Source organism: Paenibacillus sp. W2I17 (assembly GCF_030815985.1).
In the GTDB taxonomy this organism is placed as follows: Bacteria; Bacillota; Bacilli; order Paenibacillales; family Paenibacillaceae; genus Paenibacillus.
This window is the reverse complement of sequence record NZ_JAUSXM010000001.1, coordinates 509,186-524,003: the sequence shown is the minus strand read 5'-3', so window position 1 is coordinate 524,003 and position 14,818 is coordinate 509,186. Positions and strand designations below refer to the sequence as shown.

Here is a 14,818-nt window from a genome sequence, read left to right as displayed (position 1 = left end):
AACCACATTTTGTGGATTATACTGGTTTGGTGAATATATTTGTACAGGTTCCAACATTATATTTGGACTATGAACTATTTTTCTCTGAATTAGGAAGGATGAAATAAAATGACGGCGAAACGGATTATTATTTTTACAGGCGGAAACTTATCTGTAGAATTACTTCAGGAAATACGAGAAGATGATATGATCATCGCGGCCGATCGCGGTGCATTATTTTTAATTGAACACGGCATCCAGCCTCACATTGCAGTTGGAGACTTCGACTCCATTACTGAAGAGGAACGTATCATTGTAAGCAACAATAGCATTCGGTTCATTACATGTGACCCTGTTCATAAGGATCTTACTGATACAGAAATGGCTTTTGAGACAGCGCTAGATTACGAACCTTCTCACATCTTAATGTTAGGTGCTACAGGTACACGTATGGATCACACTCTCGCTAATGTACATATCATGGTTCGCGCGATGCAACATCATATCTCCTGTGCCATTCAGGACAAACACAACTACATGACACTGACCACATCCAAAGCTGTGGTTGAGCACCGTGACTATAAATATGTTTCTCTGCTGCCCTTGACTCATGAAGTTGCAGGAATAACTCTAGATGGTTTTATGTATCCGCTAGATCAAGCCACCATTCGCATGGGACAATCCTTGGGTGTAAGCAACAAGCTTTTAGGCTCCTCCGGTACAGTCACTATTGATAGTGGCTTATTACTGATTATTCAGAGCAAAGATTGAATCTATGCGTATGCTTCATAGTTATTTATTACGTTTTTGTAACCAGTGATTTCGTTAAGAAAATAGGTTCACACATAATAAAGACCCTTGATATTCAAGGGTCTTTGTTGTTTCATTATTATTCTTCATCCGTCAATGATTAATTTTTTGACATTTTTAATCATATTTTAATAAACATACCCAAACCATTGTGGCGCAAGGGATTACTCTCCCCTATCCAATTTCTAGGCTGTTACAAAGCTGTTATACTCGCTCTAGCAACTTAACGAAAACGAATTTTGGAGGTACTAACTAACATGAAAACAAACATCTTTGTCCAAAAGGCCGTAACCGTCGGGTTGTGCGCTACACTAGGTTTTGGAGCTGTACTAATGACTAACGCACCTGTTGCACAGGCAGCAACTGCTTCTGTATCCACAGGTCAACAAATTGTTAATTATGGCAAAAAATTCACTGGAACTCCATATAAATTTGGTGCTTCAACTTCAACAACCAAGGTTTTTGACTGCTCTTCTTTTATGAAATATATTTTCAAAAAGTATGGTGTAGATTTGCCGCGCACTTCCGTGAAACAATCCAAAGAAGGTAAAGCTGTGTCTAAAGCTAATCTGCGTGTTGGAGATCTGGTATTCTTCTCCAGTGGTAGCCGTTCTACCGGTTCCAATGTCACTCATGTAGGCGTTTATGCGGGAAATGGTAAGATTCTGCATACGTATGGATCTCCAGGCGTAACCCTCTCTAATCTGGACTCTGGTACTTGGAAGAGAACGTATGTTAAAGCTCGTCGTGTACTTTAGAATCACATCATAGCTAATCAGTAAGGACCGGAGGTTACTATCCGGTCTTTTATTTTTACCCTCTTTTTGCCACACTCTAAACTGGTGATTCTTGGAACTAACTTCGTAATCTAATTTTTATCATGCAGCATATAACCGATCCCACGCACAGTATGAATCAGTTTCACACTTCTTCCCTTATCCACCTTAACCCTCAGATGTTTGATATACACATCCACAACGTTGGTATCCATCGCATACTCATATCCCCATACTTCCCGCAAAATATCACTCCGGGTACATGCTTCATTCACATGCAGGGCCAAGAATTCCAGCAATTCGTACTCTTTTGGCGTTAATGTCAGGTATTCACCCGCACGATTTACCCGTCTTGAACGCAAATTTACTTTAAGATCATGAACTACAATTACTTCCTCACCCTCTGGTGTTGCATTCGCAAAAACACGCAATAAATTTCGTATTCTGGCAAGCATCACGGTCAAGTGGATAGGTTCCTCCATCACGTCATTAGCTCCGTAATCCAGCCATTCCACGATGAACTGAGGAGATGCATTTGAAGTAATAACCAGTAGAGGTATAACCTGACCTTTATCTATCCATCGTTTTAACTCTAATTTTCGATCCTGACCACAATTCTTCTTCCCCTCTTCCCGGTCTACCAGGATGATTAGGTTAATATGCAGCAACGAAGGCTCGACGGATTGGTTTAGTTCGGACCACTCCATTCGTTTCACCTCATACCCTTCGCTACATAAAACATCCTGAATAAGGCTGACCTGCTCTCCTGCTCCAATCAGCAAAATGGCTGTTTTCACTCTTTTTCACCCGGCCTGTCTCTATCCCCACTGCTCGCAGCAATGGTTGGTACAGATAGCATGCCGTAAAATGAAAAAGTCCATTCCCTCAAGGGAACAGACTTTGTTTCTTTCTTGCTTTAACCAAAGTAGCGATGAACGAGCGTACGTGCTTCAGCTGTGTCTTTTGTTCCGTGTACAAGGACACGTCCATCTTGGAAAATGACCATTCTATGGACTCCTGTTGTAAAAGAAACCAGAAACGGATTGGATTCCACTTTTCCTTCTTGAAGTCTATCCAGACGTTCCGCCGTATGTTGAAGATCCAGATTCATAAGCCGTGCAGGCCGGATCTGAACGGTGTCCCTGCCACACAACACATCGGTTTTCTCCAGATTGGACGCAGAAAGATATGGATACGTTGCCGAAGTACCACAGGAAGGACAGTCTTGCTTTTTCGCACCATCCACATTGATGGATATGTATTCGTTCCTCCACACGTCAAATGACAATAACTTACGTCTCAATGCATTTGCATTGCCGCTAAGTAACTTCATCGCTTCTGCTGTCTGATTTGCCGTTACCATCTGTACCGCTTGAGGTATGATGCCAGACGTATCACAGGTATCTCCACCCAGAGGAACTTCACCCAGCAAACAATTTAAACATGGCGTTTCTCCAGGCATAAACGTATAAGTGATGCCGTAACTACCTACGCATCCACCATAAATCCAGGGAATACGGTGTTTCTGTGCGATATCGTTAATAAGTAGTCGGGTATCAAAATTATCCGTTGCATCCATGATCAAGTCTGTATGCTGAACGAGTTCTTCCAACTCATCTACTCTGACGTCCAACACTTTCCCTTCCACATGAACCGTGGAATTAATGGCAGATAAACGTTTTTCCGCTGCCATCGCCTTCGGCATCCGCTCAAGCGCGTCCTGTTCTACATATAATTGCTGTCGCTGCAGGTTACTCCACTCCACATAATCACGATCCACAATTGTTAAGTGTCCGACTCCTGAACGAACTAACGTTTCTGCAATTCCTGTTCCGAGTGCACCAGCGCCTACAATTAAAACTCTGCTGCCCTTTAATCTGGCCTGGCCTTCCTTGCCAAGTGGCGCGTAACGTTCCTGTCTGGAATAACGATCGGCCTGTTGTCTGAGGATGTTAATTGATCTGTCATGTATGAACCATTCCTTCCACCGGACTACTGGCTGCTGCATAACGCTTTACGGGAATCATGCCTGCCTCATATGCCAATCTACCCGCTTCTACCCCCAATCGCATCGCTTTAGCCATGCTCACTGGATCCCCTGATCCGGATACGGCTGTATTTAACAACACGCCATCGGCACCAAGTTCCATCGCATAAGCAGCATCTTTTGGGGAGCGTAATCCTGCATCCACAATTACAGGTACAACAGCCTGCTCAATGATGATCTCAAGGTTATAGGGATTGATGATGCCTCTGCCAGCTCCGATGGGAGAAGCGCCAGGCATTACAGCATGTACGCCAAGCAATTGTAGCCTTTTGGCCAGAATGACATCATCTGAAATATAAGGCAATACTGTGAAGCCCTTTTCAAGCAAAATTTCGCAAGCCTTGTACGTTTCAATCGGATCTGGGAGCAACGTCATTCCATCTCCAATGACTTCGACTTTTATCATATCACAAAGTCCTGAAGCCCGTGAAAGCTCGGCAATCCGCACCGCCTCTTCCGCAGTGGAAGCCCCCGCCGTATTCGGAAGAAGTGTGTATTTGTCCAAATCCAACGTATCCAGGAAATGCTTCTGATTACGTTCCTCCAGATTCAGACGACGAACAGCAAAGGTTAAAACTTCCGTTTCAGATGCTTCCACAGCCTGACTTTGCACTTCCAGATCCGTAAACTTGCCTGTTCCGAGCAACAATCTGGACTCAAACGTATATTTACCAATGTTCAACATCATCAACCGCCTCCTACAAAATGTACAATCTCAATTCGATCGCCTTCTCTTAATGCCGTTGACTCATGATACTCACGCGTTAAGATATGCTTGTTCAGCTCAACAACTACAGTCTTGACTTGCAGGTCAAAAGATTGGAGCAATTTATCCACACGATTCAATCTGTCTTCAATCTCCATCCGTTGACCATTAACGATGATATTCACTGCACCACTCCCTTTCTGTTCAATCGCTCAGGGCTCAGCGCCTCAATTCCGAGTTCTTCTGAGCTTTTGCCAGCGAGCAACTCAGCGATAAGCCTGCTTGTTATCGCACTAAGCAAGATACCGTTGCGGTAATGTCCAAAGGCGGCGAACAGGCCCGGTATACTCTTGCAAGCACCTATATAAGGCAGTCCATCTGGAGTTGCCGGTCTTACGCCTGCCCACGCTCGTATAAATTGTGCTTCTTTCATCCCAGGCACCCAGTGGGTAGCCGCTGTTAGCAGCTTCTGAACACCCTTTACAGAAACGTTCAGATCCGTTCTGCCTGGCAAACTGGTTGCCCCGAGCCAAACTTCGCCATTGGCTTTGGGAACAATATAGATATCCTCTGCATACACCGTTCTGTCAGGTCTGTACCCTGCATGTTCATCTGAGAACTGAACGGCGGCTATTTCACCTTTTACCGACCACACAGGCAAGCTCAGATTTACATGTCTCATCAACTCTTCACTCTGTAATCCAGCCGCTATAATGACATGTTTGCATTTCATCTCACCGATCGATGTGGTGATCCCCTGCACGCCGTGTTCGTTTGCTTGCACACGTATATCCTGTATGTCCTCCATAACCCGTGCTCCCAATGCTTGAGCGGATTCAGCATATGCCTTCGTTAGACGGACTGGAAGAATTTCACTCTCGTAAGGTCTGTAATAGGCTCCATACGTATCTCTGTTAAGCCATGATGCCTCATGTTGTACAACGGAACTATCCCACCACACCTCATCAGCAGAAGCAGACAAAGCAGACTTCCGATTGTCCTTATAACTACTTAATTCACTGTATGAACGAAAAGGAGTTAGGAATCCCTGGCGTTGCAGACCAACCTCTACCTTGCTGAGTGTAGCCATTAGTACCTTTTGCTCATGAAGTAACTGCCTGCTCTGCCTGGCGAGCTTAGCCATCAAAGGATGAGCAAAATCCTCACTATCTGCCGCCAGCATTCCAGCCGCTGCGCAAGAAGTGCCTCCTGCAATCGCCGAACGCTCTACCAACAGTACATCCTGTCCAAGGGAAGCAAGCTCATACGCAATGGCACATCCAACAACGCCTCCGCCTACAATAATCGTTTCTGCATGAATCTTATCCGGTCTATCAGTAATGATTTTTTTCATCCTCTCATCTCCTTGATTCAGCGGCTCAGACTTTTTGTAGCAACGATAGCCTGCCTTAATAATGCAGCCGACCGATCCGGGGAATCGCTCGCCCATACATTCGAGATCACAGCGGCTCCCTGTGCGCCTGCGGAGCGAATCGCATGAATGTTTCCCGGCTCAATGCCCCCGATCGCAATGACAGGAATGGAGACACCAGAGCACACTTCAGCCAGAGCATATAATCCTCTTGGTTCAAGATCAGGCTTACTGTTGGTTGAGTAGACATGCCCGAAGAAAAGGTAATCGGCTCCCCGTTCTTCAGCGATTTTTGCCTCATCGATTGAATGAACAGATACACCCAGACGAAGTCGCTGCACATTGCTTCTAACAGCAGGGTTATAGTTACGTATCGCATCTTGCCCCCAATGTACACCGCCATAGATGTCATTCTGTGGTGGCAGTTCTGAACCATTGATAACGATGCGACAAGATGGAACGCCAACGCTACGCAGACTTTCAGCCCAACCGATCTTGTCTTGCCATGAGAGTTGTTTCTCTCGTATATGGATGTAGTTCACCCATGGCCAAACGTCCTTTGCAGCTTTTACAAAAGATCCTTGATCCCCCGTACCCGTAGATACAACATGCAATTCAAATGATTCGTGAACATGTTCATGAGAAATTACCGTACTGTTCATCTCCTTCCAGGCGTGAATGCTATGAAAACACAAAAAAGCCACTCCCGTAGGGGAGTGGCTGCGTATTAATTATAGGACCAGATGACTGACTGATACATACAGTTCATTTCGTGCAATAAAGCTATAGACCTTATAGCCATAACGTTATACACGCAACTGCATGTTTCAATTCGTTAAGCAGACGGTTGAAATCCTTTTCAGTTGCCGTTTGCTCACGTCATTCACTGAAACGCGCTCGCCACTTCCCTACGCTGGTATGATCCAGATCAGGTGCAAAGGGTCCAGAATCGCATTCTTCCATCTCAGCCGCATCGTGCGGCCCCCCTAGTGTTCATATGAAGTTGTAGCCTATATTACCATAGACGGATTTTTTTGTCACCGTCATTTCTGTTAAACATTGTCTTGAATCGTCTAGTTTTTCTCAGACCATTCTTCGACATTCCATGTTTTGGTAACCCAACCCTCGTAGAAATCAGGTTCATGAGATACAAGTAACACCGTTCCCTTGAATTCTTGCAAAGCACGCTGCAACTCCGCTTTGGCTGTGACATCGAGATGGTTTGTCGGCTCATCGAATAAAATCCAGTTGCTTTCACGCATCAAGAGTTTGCATAAACGAACCTTGGCTTGCTCTCCACCACTCAGCATGTTAAGCGGACGGGTAATGTGCTCATTTTTCAACCCGCAGCGTGCCAGATGACCCCGGACCTCATTCTGGGTCAAATGTGAAAACTCATTCCAGACATCCTCAATCGGCGTGATATTTCCAGCACGGACTTCCTGCTCAAAATAGGCCGTTTCGAGATAATCTCCCAAGAAAGTCTTTCCACTGAGTGGAGATATTTTTCCCAGGATGGTTTTCAACAGCGTCGATTTACCCACACCATTACAACCTACGATGGCAATTTTCTCACCACGTTCAATTGTCATTGTCATCTTAGGCAGCAAAGGATACGTATATCCAATTTCAAAATCAATGCCCTCAAAGACCGTTTTGCTGCTCGCACGGGCATCCTTGAATTTGAACGTTGGTTTAGCTGCTTCATCTGGACGATCAATACGTTCAATTCTGTCCAGCTGTTTCTCCCGGCTCTTCGCTCGACCTGAAGTTGAAGCACGTGCCTTGTTACGCTGAATGAAATCTTCCTGCTTCTTGATGTACTCTTGCTGCTTCTCGTATGCATCAATATGCTGGGCTTTATTCATATCAGCCATCTCGAGGAACTTGTTATAGTTCGCTGCATATCTCGTTAATTTGGCAAATTCCAAATGATAAATGACATTTACGACTTCATTCATGAATTCCGTGTCATGGGAGATTAAGAGAAACGCGTGTGGGTAGTCCTTCAGGTAACGTGACAGCCATTCAATGTGCTCTACATCCAGATAGTTGGTCGGCTCATCCAGTAAAAGAGCTGTAGGTTTCTCGAGCAGAAGCTTGGCAAGAAGCACCTTGGTACGTTGTCCACCACTTAGAGCTGCGACATCTCGATCCAGACCAATTGCGGATAAACCAAGACCATTGGCCATCTCTTCCACTTTTACGTCAATCAGATAAAAATCGCCCTGTTCCAGTTGTTCCTGAATATCGCCCATCTCTTCCAGCAACTGCTCCAGCTTATCTGGATCTGCATCTGCCATCTGGTCCGTAATATTCATCATTTCTTTTTCCAATTCAAGCAACGGAAGGAATGCATCCTTAAGCACGTCACGAATGGTTTTGCCTGGCGTAAGCTTCGTGTGCTGATCCAGATATCCATAACGGACCTTAGGTGTCCATTCCACTTTTCCACTATCTTTAAGCAATTTACCGGTAAGGATGTTCATTAATGTGGATTTACCCACACCATTGGCACCAACAAGTCCTACGCGCTCTCCGGCAAGTAAACGAAACGATACATTTTTAAATAACGTGCGATCTCCAAAATTGTGACTTACGTTCTCTACTGACAATAAACTCATAAGATGAGGTTGCTCCTATCTATTAGACATTACTTTTGTTATATTGTTCCGAAACCCTATTCTAGCACAGGTCCAGTCTTTTCTGAAAGTAATGTAAACAGTTCAGGAACCTCTTACATGATTTTGTCATACAGGCTAACCTAACGATTAGAGCATTTATATTCGAAATAGCCTTGTGCAGCTGCTTGTCTTGCGTCTGTGAACACCTCTTCAGCACGGTAACCATTACCACATGTGGAGGGGTAATAGTACCTGATACCCGTTAAAGGATCTACCCCACCTACGATGGCCGTTTTCTTCACAAGTCTGCCTCCACCAATTGCATAATTGTTAATCTTCTGGTCACCCACACCTATGCCTTGGATAAAGGCCATAATCCCTGTATCGTTAATGGTGTTGTACCAATCTTCCTGCGCAATCAGGGGCATCGTAAACGTATAGCAAATACCGTTATTTCTGGCAAACTCATTATGGCGGTTAATCACATCAGCCAGATCATCCTGCACCGTAGTCACAATCCGGCTTTGTCTAACTTGCTCAAATACGCTGGTATTCTGAAGTAAAGGAATCTGTGTGCTTGAAGCCAGTTCTTTTTGGAATCCCTCAATCCATCTCCCTGCGCTTGCGTCAAAGGCATATACGTAGTCATCCAGTGTAAAGTTGATACTGTTACCATTAGAATCTGAATATGTATAAGGTTTCTTGGGGCTCCACACTTGCCTGAAAGAATCTTCACGGTTACCCGTCATCTCTGTTTCTGTGGACAACATATAATAGCCATCATAATCCAGAATAACCACGGCAGGAATGTAATTAAACATGTTTCGAATAGCTGCGGGATCATCCTGAATCCCTATATTCAAAGCCATCGTCTGAGTAAATGTTAACAAGGCAAGCTCTTTGTCCGCTTTAACAAACTTGGTTGAATCATAACCCGCTTCATCATTTTGTTTCTCATTCTGATGCATGACTGCACCTGCATCCATGACTGCAGTTTGAAGTGCAGATCTGTATCGTTGGCCAAGATATTGAGCTTCTTCGGCATCTTGGGTATGGAGTGAGACGATCCAGAAGAGCGGGAAGAAGATCAGCACAAATACAATGGATAGCTCAGTAATCTTCATTTAGGACCATACCTCCGTATGTTACAAATACCGCTGAAGCCTGAGCCGTACCACTCAACCATTCACGAATGAGCATGGAAGGTGTACGATTTGTATTTTGGAGCATCACGGTAAAAAAATCCCCTGTGGTCAACGTATATCTTCGGCCAGGATCATCAACCGGTATAACACCTGAGGAGGGGAATAGTCTTTCTCGAATCTGAGCTGCATAATATCCATCCTGCACTACCTCATAGGTCCCGGTAAAACTGTTATTGTCCATCGGGTCTGTATAGTGAGGTACATATTTCTTATGTAAATGTTCCATCGATACCTCATACACATTGCCCGTCTGGGCCAGTTGCTCCTCAAACTCAGCCAACATTCGAGGTGAAATATATCCTTTCGTTCGGACAGCATCAACAAAATGTGTTACATTCTGAACAGCCGTCATACGTGTTATATCGTCCTGCCGATCGGCTGTTTCAGCAGCTGGGTACACATAGAGCAGAAGGACTGCGAGCAATACGGCAAGCAGCTTGGATGCGGCATTAATCAATTCACACTGTTCTCCTTCCAAAAAACAATCTTGAGCAGTTCTCCAGTTTCGTTTCGTATAAACTCTGGTCTGTAGCTGGCATCGAGTTGGACAGGAATCGTCACTGTTTTGCTGACAAGTGGATCGATTACATACGAAGTCCCATCTACCTCCACAGGAATGCTAGTGCCTGTCATCTGCCTCACGGTATGCAACACTTCCGCACCACTATATTGATAGGAATTGCTGGTATGCAGTGTTGTTGTCAGCCGACCTTCCATGCCTGCAGTTGTCTGTACTCTGTCGTTCAAGGCCGCTGATAAAATCTTAACATTCTGTTGCCCGTACAGGCAGGCTGTCACAAACAGGACAACCGCCGTACAAAACAACATGAGATGCTGTGTATTCCGGGACATGTTAAACCAACTCCTGTCAGGATTGCTGGAAGATCAGCCCTCTTACCACGTTGGATCGGTCTTTTACGATAATCGCTTTGAATTTACCACTTGGATTGACATATTGATTGTCTTTTTCACTCATGGTCTGGTTAATAATCCCCACTTTATCGTCAGGTGCAATAACCGAGCCGTAGTCCGCATTATTGAGATCCTGTGAAATGTTTAATTGATTGCCGTACCATTGCCCCGCTTTATTTTTACCTGTAATAACTTGAATACCGAACTGATCCTTGTCCGCATATTTACGCAGCGCATTCGTTACCTGCGATCCACTGATGGTTGTTCCGTCATATACCGTAAATGCAGCCTGGGACAACTCGGTTTGGATATCAGCAAAATTGTTCTGGGCCGTCTTGGTTGCCTCCTGAGCCGAAATAAACAACAGAACTACAATTGTGATCAAAGCGATTGTTAAGAATATCCCTGCTGCCACCTTTAAAGCGCTTGATGCATTGTTCATGATAAATCCTCCCAAGTTATAAGTTATTAAACTATTTCAGACTGTCACACAGATGAATTGTGCTACAGTTTCTGAATTTGCTCATAATAAATGTTCATCTGTAAGAAACTCATACCGACCAATGGAATAACCAGATACAAAAAGATAAGGGCGTACATAGGTGTAAATCCAATGGTTCTCCCCCATGATGCTTTGACATCTATCATTTTGCTGTACTCCTGCTTGCGTTGTTCAAAATAAAATGCCATCATGCTCTCGAGATCATCGAAGGCTTCACGTATTGATATTTTGCCAAGGGCAAGCTGCAATTTATCAACCAGTCGCTGGAACTCGGGCAAGCCCGCCTCTTCCTTTAATTGTTCAAGTGCAAGCTCTGGACCATGTTCAAAATGCAACAAACATTTTTGTAGCGGACGCTTGAAAATGACGGCAAATCGATTAAGCCATTCCAATATCTCCTCGACTGACATTCGGTCCATCTCACGCAGAATGGAAATCACTGTCTGGAATTGATAGATTTCATGTCGCATATCCAACCTTCGCATTTTCCGTTGAAATAACATGAGCCATACCGGCATGTAATACCCTACTACACCCATAAGAATGGCTATAATCATTTCCCACCAGCGTACATATTGCTTGTTATACACCTCAAGTTTCTGCATAATGCGCGTGATGGTCTCATTCTGGATATCATGGTCCATCTGAACGGGAGATAACTGCTGTAACGCGTTGGCGACTTCTTCGTATGTAGCTCCTCGGTTCATTTCTACACTTTCCAGCACGGATTGATCCAATGCTGTTTTTTCCTCAGCTTTCCTGAGATCTGCTTCATCCATTGCACCAAACATTCGATCATCGCGGATTGGATCATACAAGATGTGGTTACGTTCAACCTGGTGCAACAACAAGATGCAACCCATTGTAAGGACCAAACAACCTGCGAATAACATCACTCGTCGAATGGCAAGCCATTCGTATTTCAATTCTGAGCTGCTCTCCCTCATGAGCCGTATCGTTTGACTGTACTGTGCACTGCCAGGTTTTGCTGCAAACAACATCGCCAATTTCCGTATGAAGATTTGCTTGTACAGTAACTGATCCAACCATGAATGCTTATGCCCTGACCGGTAACGTGTCTCATCGTATTGCTGGAGCCTTTGCAGAAGCAAATAAGCAAGGATAATGATGACATAGATTGATATTTTGGTAACAAAACCGATTTTGCTGCGATAAAATTCATCCATCGTTGGGAAACTGACTCTGGCCCAGCGTTCGATTGGAGCGGTGAATAATACCGGAGCTAGCGCGATGATATTAAGTCCTTTGAGCAGGTAATCCAATTTATCTCGCCGCAAAATCTCCAGATGGATCTCCTGAGTCAGGTTACCAAGTCCGTTAAGATAAATAGAGCCTTGTGCTCTGTCCTTATCCCCAAACTCCATAACCATGTAGGAAACGCCGGCGAATCCTTTGAGAAAACGGTTGGGAGCCACTTCATAATAACGCTCAAGTGCTTCATTTGGATCTGGAGAAGTCAGAGCTTCGTAGATCAGTCTTACCTGTTCTGCTGCTTCTCCTGTACCTGCTTCAGCGGCTTCATAGAGCGCTTCCTCAACCATGCCATGCTGATGATACCGATGCCTTACATCTGCAAAGAGATCCAACATCTGCACCAGCAACCTTTTTTCCATACGACTGAGGCACATATCCAATACCAAGCTGTTTAGTACCACAGCACAGAGTACGGAAAGTATTACAAAAGCGATACCCGGCTGCAGAAGAAACAGAATGACACTTATGCCTCCATAACCTCCAAGAATAATCAGAACCACTGTCATCGTCAGCCTGCGAAGTGAAGGCTCATCCCCAACATGGCGGAATGAAATACGTTTCTGCACCTGAAGAATATAAGCGGATAGCAGTGGCACTTTCATTCCAAGACGGTAGGACTGCAACAAGATTGATCCCAGTCCCTTGAATCCCTTCCCGCTAGGAGCAAGAATAACGCCGGATTGACTTGCTGAACCACCTCCTCTGTGACGTAACATACTTAAAACCAGAAGTGTGATCAGCAAACCTCCTGCACAAATACTTAATACGAGGAGCAAAATCCATTTAATTGTCATGCTGATCACCCCAGTGTTGCTTCATAAACTGTTCGAACTTCTCGGCATCCTGTAATGTCATCTGTTCTCGCATATCCACCATGCTTCCAGAGGAGATTGGAGCTGTTGCAACATACGCTCCATCTCTGTACTCCACAACATTATGAAATGTAAAACCTGCCCTCTCTTCCACGCTATCACCTTGATTCGCACGAGGAAGACACTCCGTAATTCGTTCGATATATCTTCGTCCCTCAGCATCTTTCTTCATATGAACATCGAAATTGATTACACTCACAACCTGCTCCTCAGCAATATGCTCATGCTGGAACATACCTGTCTTGAGCAAGGAATTACGAAGGGAGAAGACCAGATCACGAAACGTTTTGGCATGGTGGGTAAACAGGGTGAACAGACTGGCAACCTGAGACATTTGAATCATCCATGCGGCCACCTCATCACTCGCAACCTCACCGAGAATATTGACGGTACCATCCGTTTTTTTCTGCAAATCAAGCCCTTGTTGACCTGAAATGTGTTCAGTCTCTCGGAAACTCAAAATATTACGTCGGCTATAGATCCGTCTTAATTGAAGTTCAAACGCCATCTCCTGCACCCGAAGGGTGTACGATGCATAGATGTGTTTGACCATAGCCATAAGCAACGTTGTTTTACCAGAACCTTGGGCCCCGGTTACAGCTGTGATCCGGCTTCCTTTCATCAGGTATTGAAGCAATGTAATTGGCAGATCTGCGTTGTTACCCGTAATCAATTGTTCAAGTGAAGCATTTGGAATATCGAACTTCCGGACGAAGAACGCCCACGATTCTGCAAAAGGAGGTCTAACAACAACGACACGGGAGCCGTCTTTCATCTCGTTCACCTTGTATCCACTTGCTTCCGACAACTGTCCGGGATAATTGTATTTGTATATATTCTGGCATACCCTTTTCAGTTCACGAATACTGCCGAAGGACAGAAAGGATAGATGAATGGACTTACCTTTATAGAAAATCCAGACACTTTCCATGCCGCTAAGCGGTTCTACATGTGTATCATCCTCCAGTCCTTGATCCAGCAAATCATTCCATGATGCCGGTTTTCGAAGTCCCATATTATGAACAGCATCAAGCATACCGCTAACACCACCACTAACGCCGTCAATACGTTGGTCCCTTATCTCATCAACAACCGAGAATCCTTTATAATGCTGGTAGATACGTTGCACGATGATATCCGTCTTTTCTCTGAATCCAAGCTCTCGATATTCGCACTCAAAAACATACTGAATATCCTCCTCAGAGATATAATAACTTCCTCCATCGTCCGTACCTTCTTCCATTCTCAGTCTGCCAAGATCGTAGGTATCAATCATTCGGGAGAGTGCATCCATACCGAATTGCTGTCGGTACAGATAAAACACAATTTCGAATCGGTCCTGGATCGTCAACAAATCTGGTTCTGCAAACAAAATAACTTCATCTACATTTGATTTGTTCAGCCCTATGCTTCGGGTCAGGAGATCCCCTATCAGATTTTTGACATACGTTTTGTCGCTGATACTGCCTGAGACACAGCCCTTCAGTGCTTTTCTCATCTCGGCACGCTGATTAATTCTTCGACGATATTCTTCTTCATGCAGACCCGCATCCGCGAGCTGACTATGACTAAGCTCATGAAGTGAGTTCTTCACCTTCTCAATCAACATGTCAATCGTGAATGATTCCTGTTCAGGAACACGAGCATTCTTTTCACGAAGAAACGTTCTATACTTGAACCAGATATAAGTCAGGCACAGAATCAAAATCAAACTTATCCATATGGTATTCCAGAGCAT

15 protein-coding genes and 1 riboswitch are annotated in these 14,818 nt (G+C 44.6%); of the genes, 2 read left to right on the top strand and 13 right to left on the bottom strand.

Annotated elements, in window-relative coordinates; translation table 11 throughout:
* The first annotated feature begins 108 nt into the window (after positions 1–108).
* Complete coding sequence (locus tag QF041_RS02420) at positions 109–750, top strand: thiamine diphosphokinase (RefSeq protein WP_307411425.1); 642 nt, start codon at positions 109–111, stop codon at positions 748–750.
* A gap of 296 nt (positions 751–1,046) precedes the next feature.
* Positions 1,047–1,547 carry a C40 family peptidase gene (locus tag QF041_RS02415; RefSeq protein ID WP_307411422.1) on the top strand — a complete coding sequence of 167 codons (501 nt, stop codon included), beginning with the start codon at positions 1,047–1,049 and terminating at the stop codon, positions 1,545–1,547.
* A gap of 110 nt (positions 1,548–1,657) precedes the next feature.
* Here the strand turns inward: QF041_RS02415 and QF041_RS02410 are convergent, their stop codons facing one another.
* From QF041_RS02410 to QF041_RS02350, 13 genes are all read right to left on the bottom strand, one after another.
* Positions 1,658–2,362 (bottom strand): response regulator transcription factor, encoded by a 705-nt coding sequence (locus QF041_RS02410; protein ID WP_307411420.1) that lies wholly within the window; start codon positions 2,360–2,362, stop codon positions 1,658–1,660.
* Between the two features lie 119 nt (positions 2,363–2,481).
* Positions 2,482–3,573, bottom strand: a complete 1,092-nt coding sequence (locus QF041_RS02405; RefSeq protein WP_307411417.1) for a ThiF family adenylyltransferase — start codon at positions 3,571–3,573, stop codon at positions 2,482–2,484.
* Entirely contained in the window at positions 3,530–4,297 is a 768-nt protein-coding gene (locus QF041_RS02400) for a thiazole synthase (protein ID WP_307416875.1), read from the bottom strand. The genes QF041_RS02405 and QF041_RS02400 overlap by 44 nt, the downstream gene beginning before the upstream one ends.
* A gap of 2 nt (positions 4,298–4,299) precedes the next feature.
* On the bottom strand, positions 4,300–4,503 hold the full coding sequence (gene thiS, locus QF041_RS02395; RefSeq protein ID WP_307411414.1) for a sulfur carrier protein ThiS: 204 nt from the start codon (positions 4,501–4,503) through the stop codon (positions 4,300–4,302).
* The gene (thiO, locus tag QF041_RS02390; RefSeq protein WP_307411411.1) at positions 4,500–5,672 is read right to left on the bottom strand and encodes a glycine oxidase ThiO; all 1,173 of its coding nucleotides are present in this window, start codon (positions 5,670–5,672) and stop codon (positions 4,500–4,502) included. The genes thiS and thiO overlap by 4 nt, the downstream gene beginning before the upstream one ends.
* 17 nt (positions 5,673–5,689) lie before the next feature.
* Positions 5,690–6,385: a thiamine phosphate synthase gene (locus tag QF041_RS02385; RefSeq protein ID WP_307411408.1), complete on the bottom strand. Its 696-nt coding sequence runs from the start codon at positions 6,383–6,385 to the stop codon at positions 5,690–5,692.
* A 193-nt stretch (positions 6,386–6,578) separates the two neighbouring features.
* A riboswitch (TPP riboswitch) is annotated at positions 6,579–6,688 on the bottom strand.
* Between the two features lie 75 nt (positions 6,689–6,763).
* Positions 6,764–8,314 carry an ABC-F family ATP-binding cassette domain-containing protein gene (locus QF041_RS02380; protein ID WP_036613631.1) on the bottom strand — a complete coding sequence of 517 codons (1,551 nt, stop codon included), beginning with the start codon at positions 8,312–8,314 and terminating at the stop codon, positions 6,764–6,766.
* Positions 8,315–8,454: 140 nt separating this feature from the next.
* Positions 8,455–9,438 carry a hypothetical protein gene (locus QF041_RS02375; protein ID WP_307411405.1) on the bottom strand — a complete coding sequence of 328 codons (984 nt, stop codon included), beginning with the start codon at positions 9,436–9,438 and terminating at the stop codon, positions 8,455–8,457.
* Positions 9,425–9,976: a hypothetical protein gene (locus tag QF041_RS02370; RefSeq protein ID WP_307411402.1), complete on the bottom strand. Its 552-nt coding sequence runs from the start codon at positions 9,974–9,976 to the stop codon at positions 9,425–9,427. Before QF041_RS02370 ends, QF041_RS02375 begins: the two co-directional genes overlap by 14 nt.
* Positions 9,973–10,371: a hypothetical protein gene (locus tag QF041_RS02365; protein ID WP_307411400.1), complete on the bottom strand. Its 399-nt coding sequence runs from the start codon at positions 10,369–10,371 to the stop codon at positions 9,973–9,975. The genes QF041_RS02370 and QF041_RS02365 overlap by 4 nt, the downstream gene beginning before the upstream one ends.
* A 16-nt stretch (positions 10,372–10,387) precedes the next feature.
* Complete coding sequence (locus tag QF041_RS02360; RefSeq protein WP_062834890.1) at positions 10,388–10,873, bottom strand: hypothetical protein; 486 nt, start codon at positions 10,871–10,873, stop codon at positions 10,388–10,390.
* A gap of 62 nt (positions 10,874–10,935) precedes the next feature.
* On the bottom strand, positions 10,936–13,002 hold the full coding sequence (locus tag QF041_RS02355; RefSeq protein WP_307411397.1) for a hypothetical protein: 2,067 nt from the start codon (positions 13,000–13,002) through the stop codon (positions 10,936–10,938).
* Positions 12,992–14,818: an ATPase, T2SS/T4P/T4SS family gene (locus QF041_RS02350; RefSeq protein WP_307411395.1), complete on the bottom strand. Its 1,827-nt coding sequence runs from the start codon at positions 14,816–14,818 to the stop codon at positions 12,992–12,994. The genes QF041_RS02355 and QF041_RS02350 overlap by 11 nt, the downstream gene beginning before the upstream one ends.

Coding starts and splice junctions, on each gene's coding strand:
- QF041_RS02420 (WP_307411425.1), top strand. CDS start 109: ATGACGGCGAAACGGATTATTATTTTTACAGGCGGAAACTTATCTGTA.
- QF041_RS02415 (WP_307411422.1), top strand. CDS start 1,047: ATGAAAACAAACATCTTTGTCCAAAAGGCCGTAACCGTCGGGTTGTGC.
- QF041_RS02405 (WP_307411417.1), bottom strand. CDS start 3,573: ATGCAGCAGCCAGTAGTCCGGTGGAAGGAATGGTTCATACATGACAGA.
- QF041_RS02400 (WP_307416875.1), bottom strand. CDS start 4,297: ATGTTGAACATTGGTAAATATACGTTTGAGTCCAGATTGTTGCTCGGA.
- thiO (WP_307411411.1), bottom strand. CDS start 5,672: ATGAAAAAAATCATTACTGATAGACCGGATAAGATTCATGCAGAAACG.
- QF041_RS02380 (WP_036613631.1), bottom strand. CDS start 8,314: ATGAGTTTATTGTCAGTAGAGAACGTAAGTCACAATTTTGGAGATCGC.
- QF041_RS02375 (WP_307411405.1), bottom strand. CDS start 9,438: ATGAAGATTACTGAGCTATCCATTGTATTTGTGCTGATCTTCTTCCCG.
- QF041_RS02365 (WP_307411400.1), bottom strand. CDS start 10,371: ATGTCCCGGAATACACAGCATCTCATGTTGTTTTGTACGGCGGTTGTC.
- QF041_RS02360 (WP_062834890.1), bottom strand. CDS start 10,873: ATGAACAATGCATCAAGCGCTTTAAAGGTGGCAGCAGGGATATTCTTA.
- QF041_RS02355 (WP_307411397.1), bottom strand. CDS start 13,002: ATGACAATTAAATGGATTTTGCTCCTCGTATTAAGTATTTGTGCAGGA.
- QF041_RS02350 (WP_307411395.1), bottom strand. CDS start 14,818: ATGCTCTGGAATACCATATGGATAAGTTTGATTTTGATTCTGTGCCTG.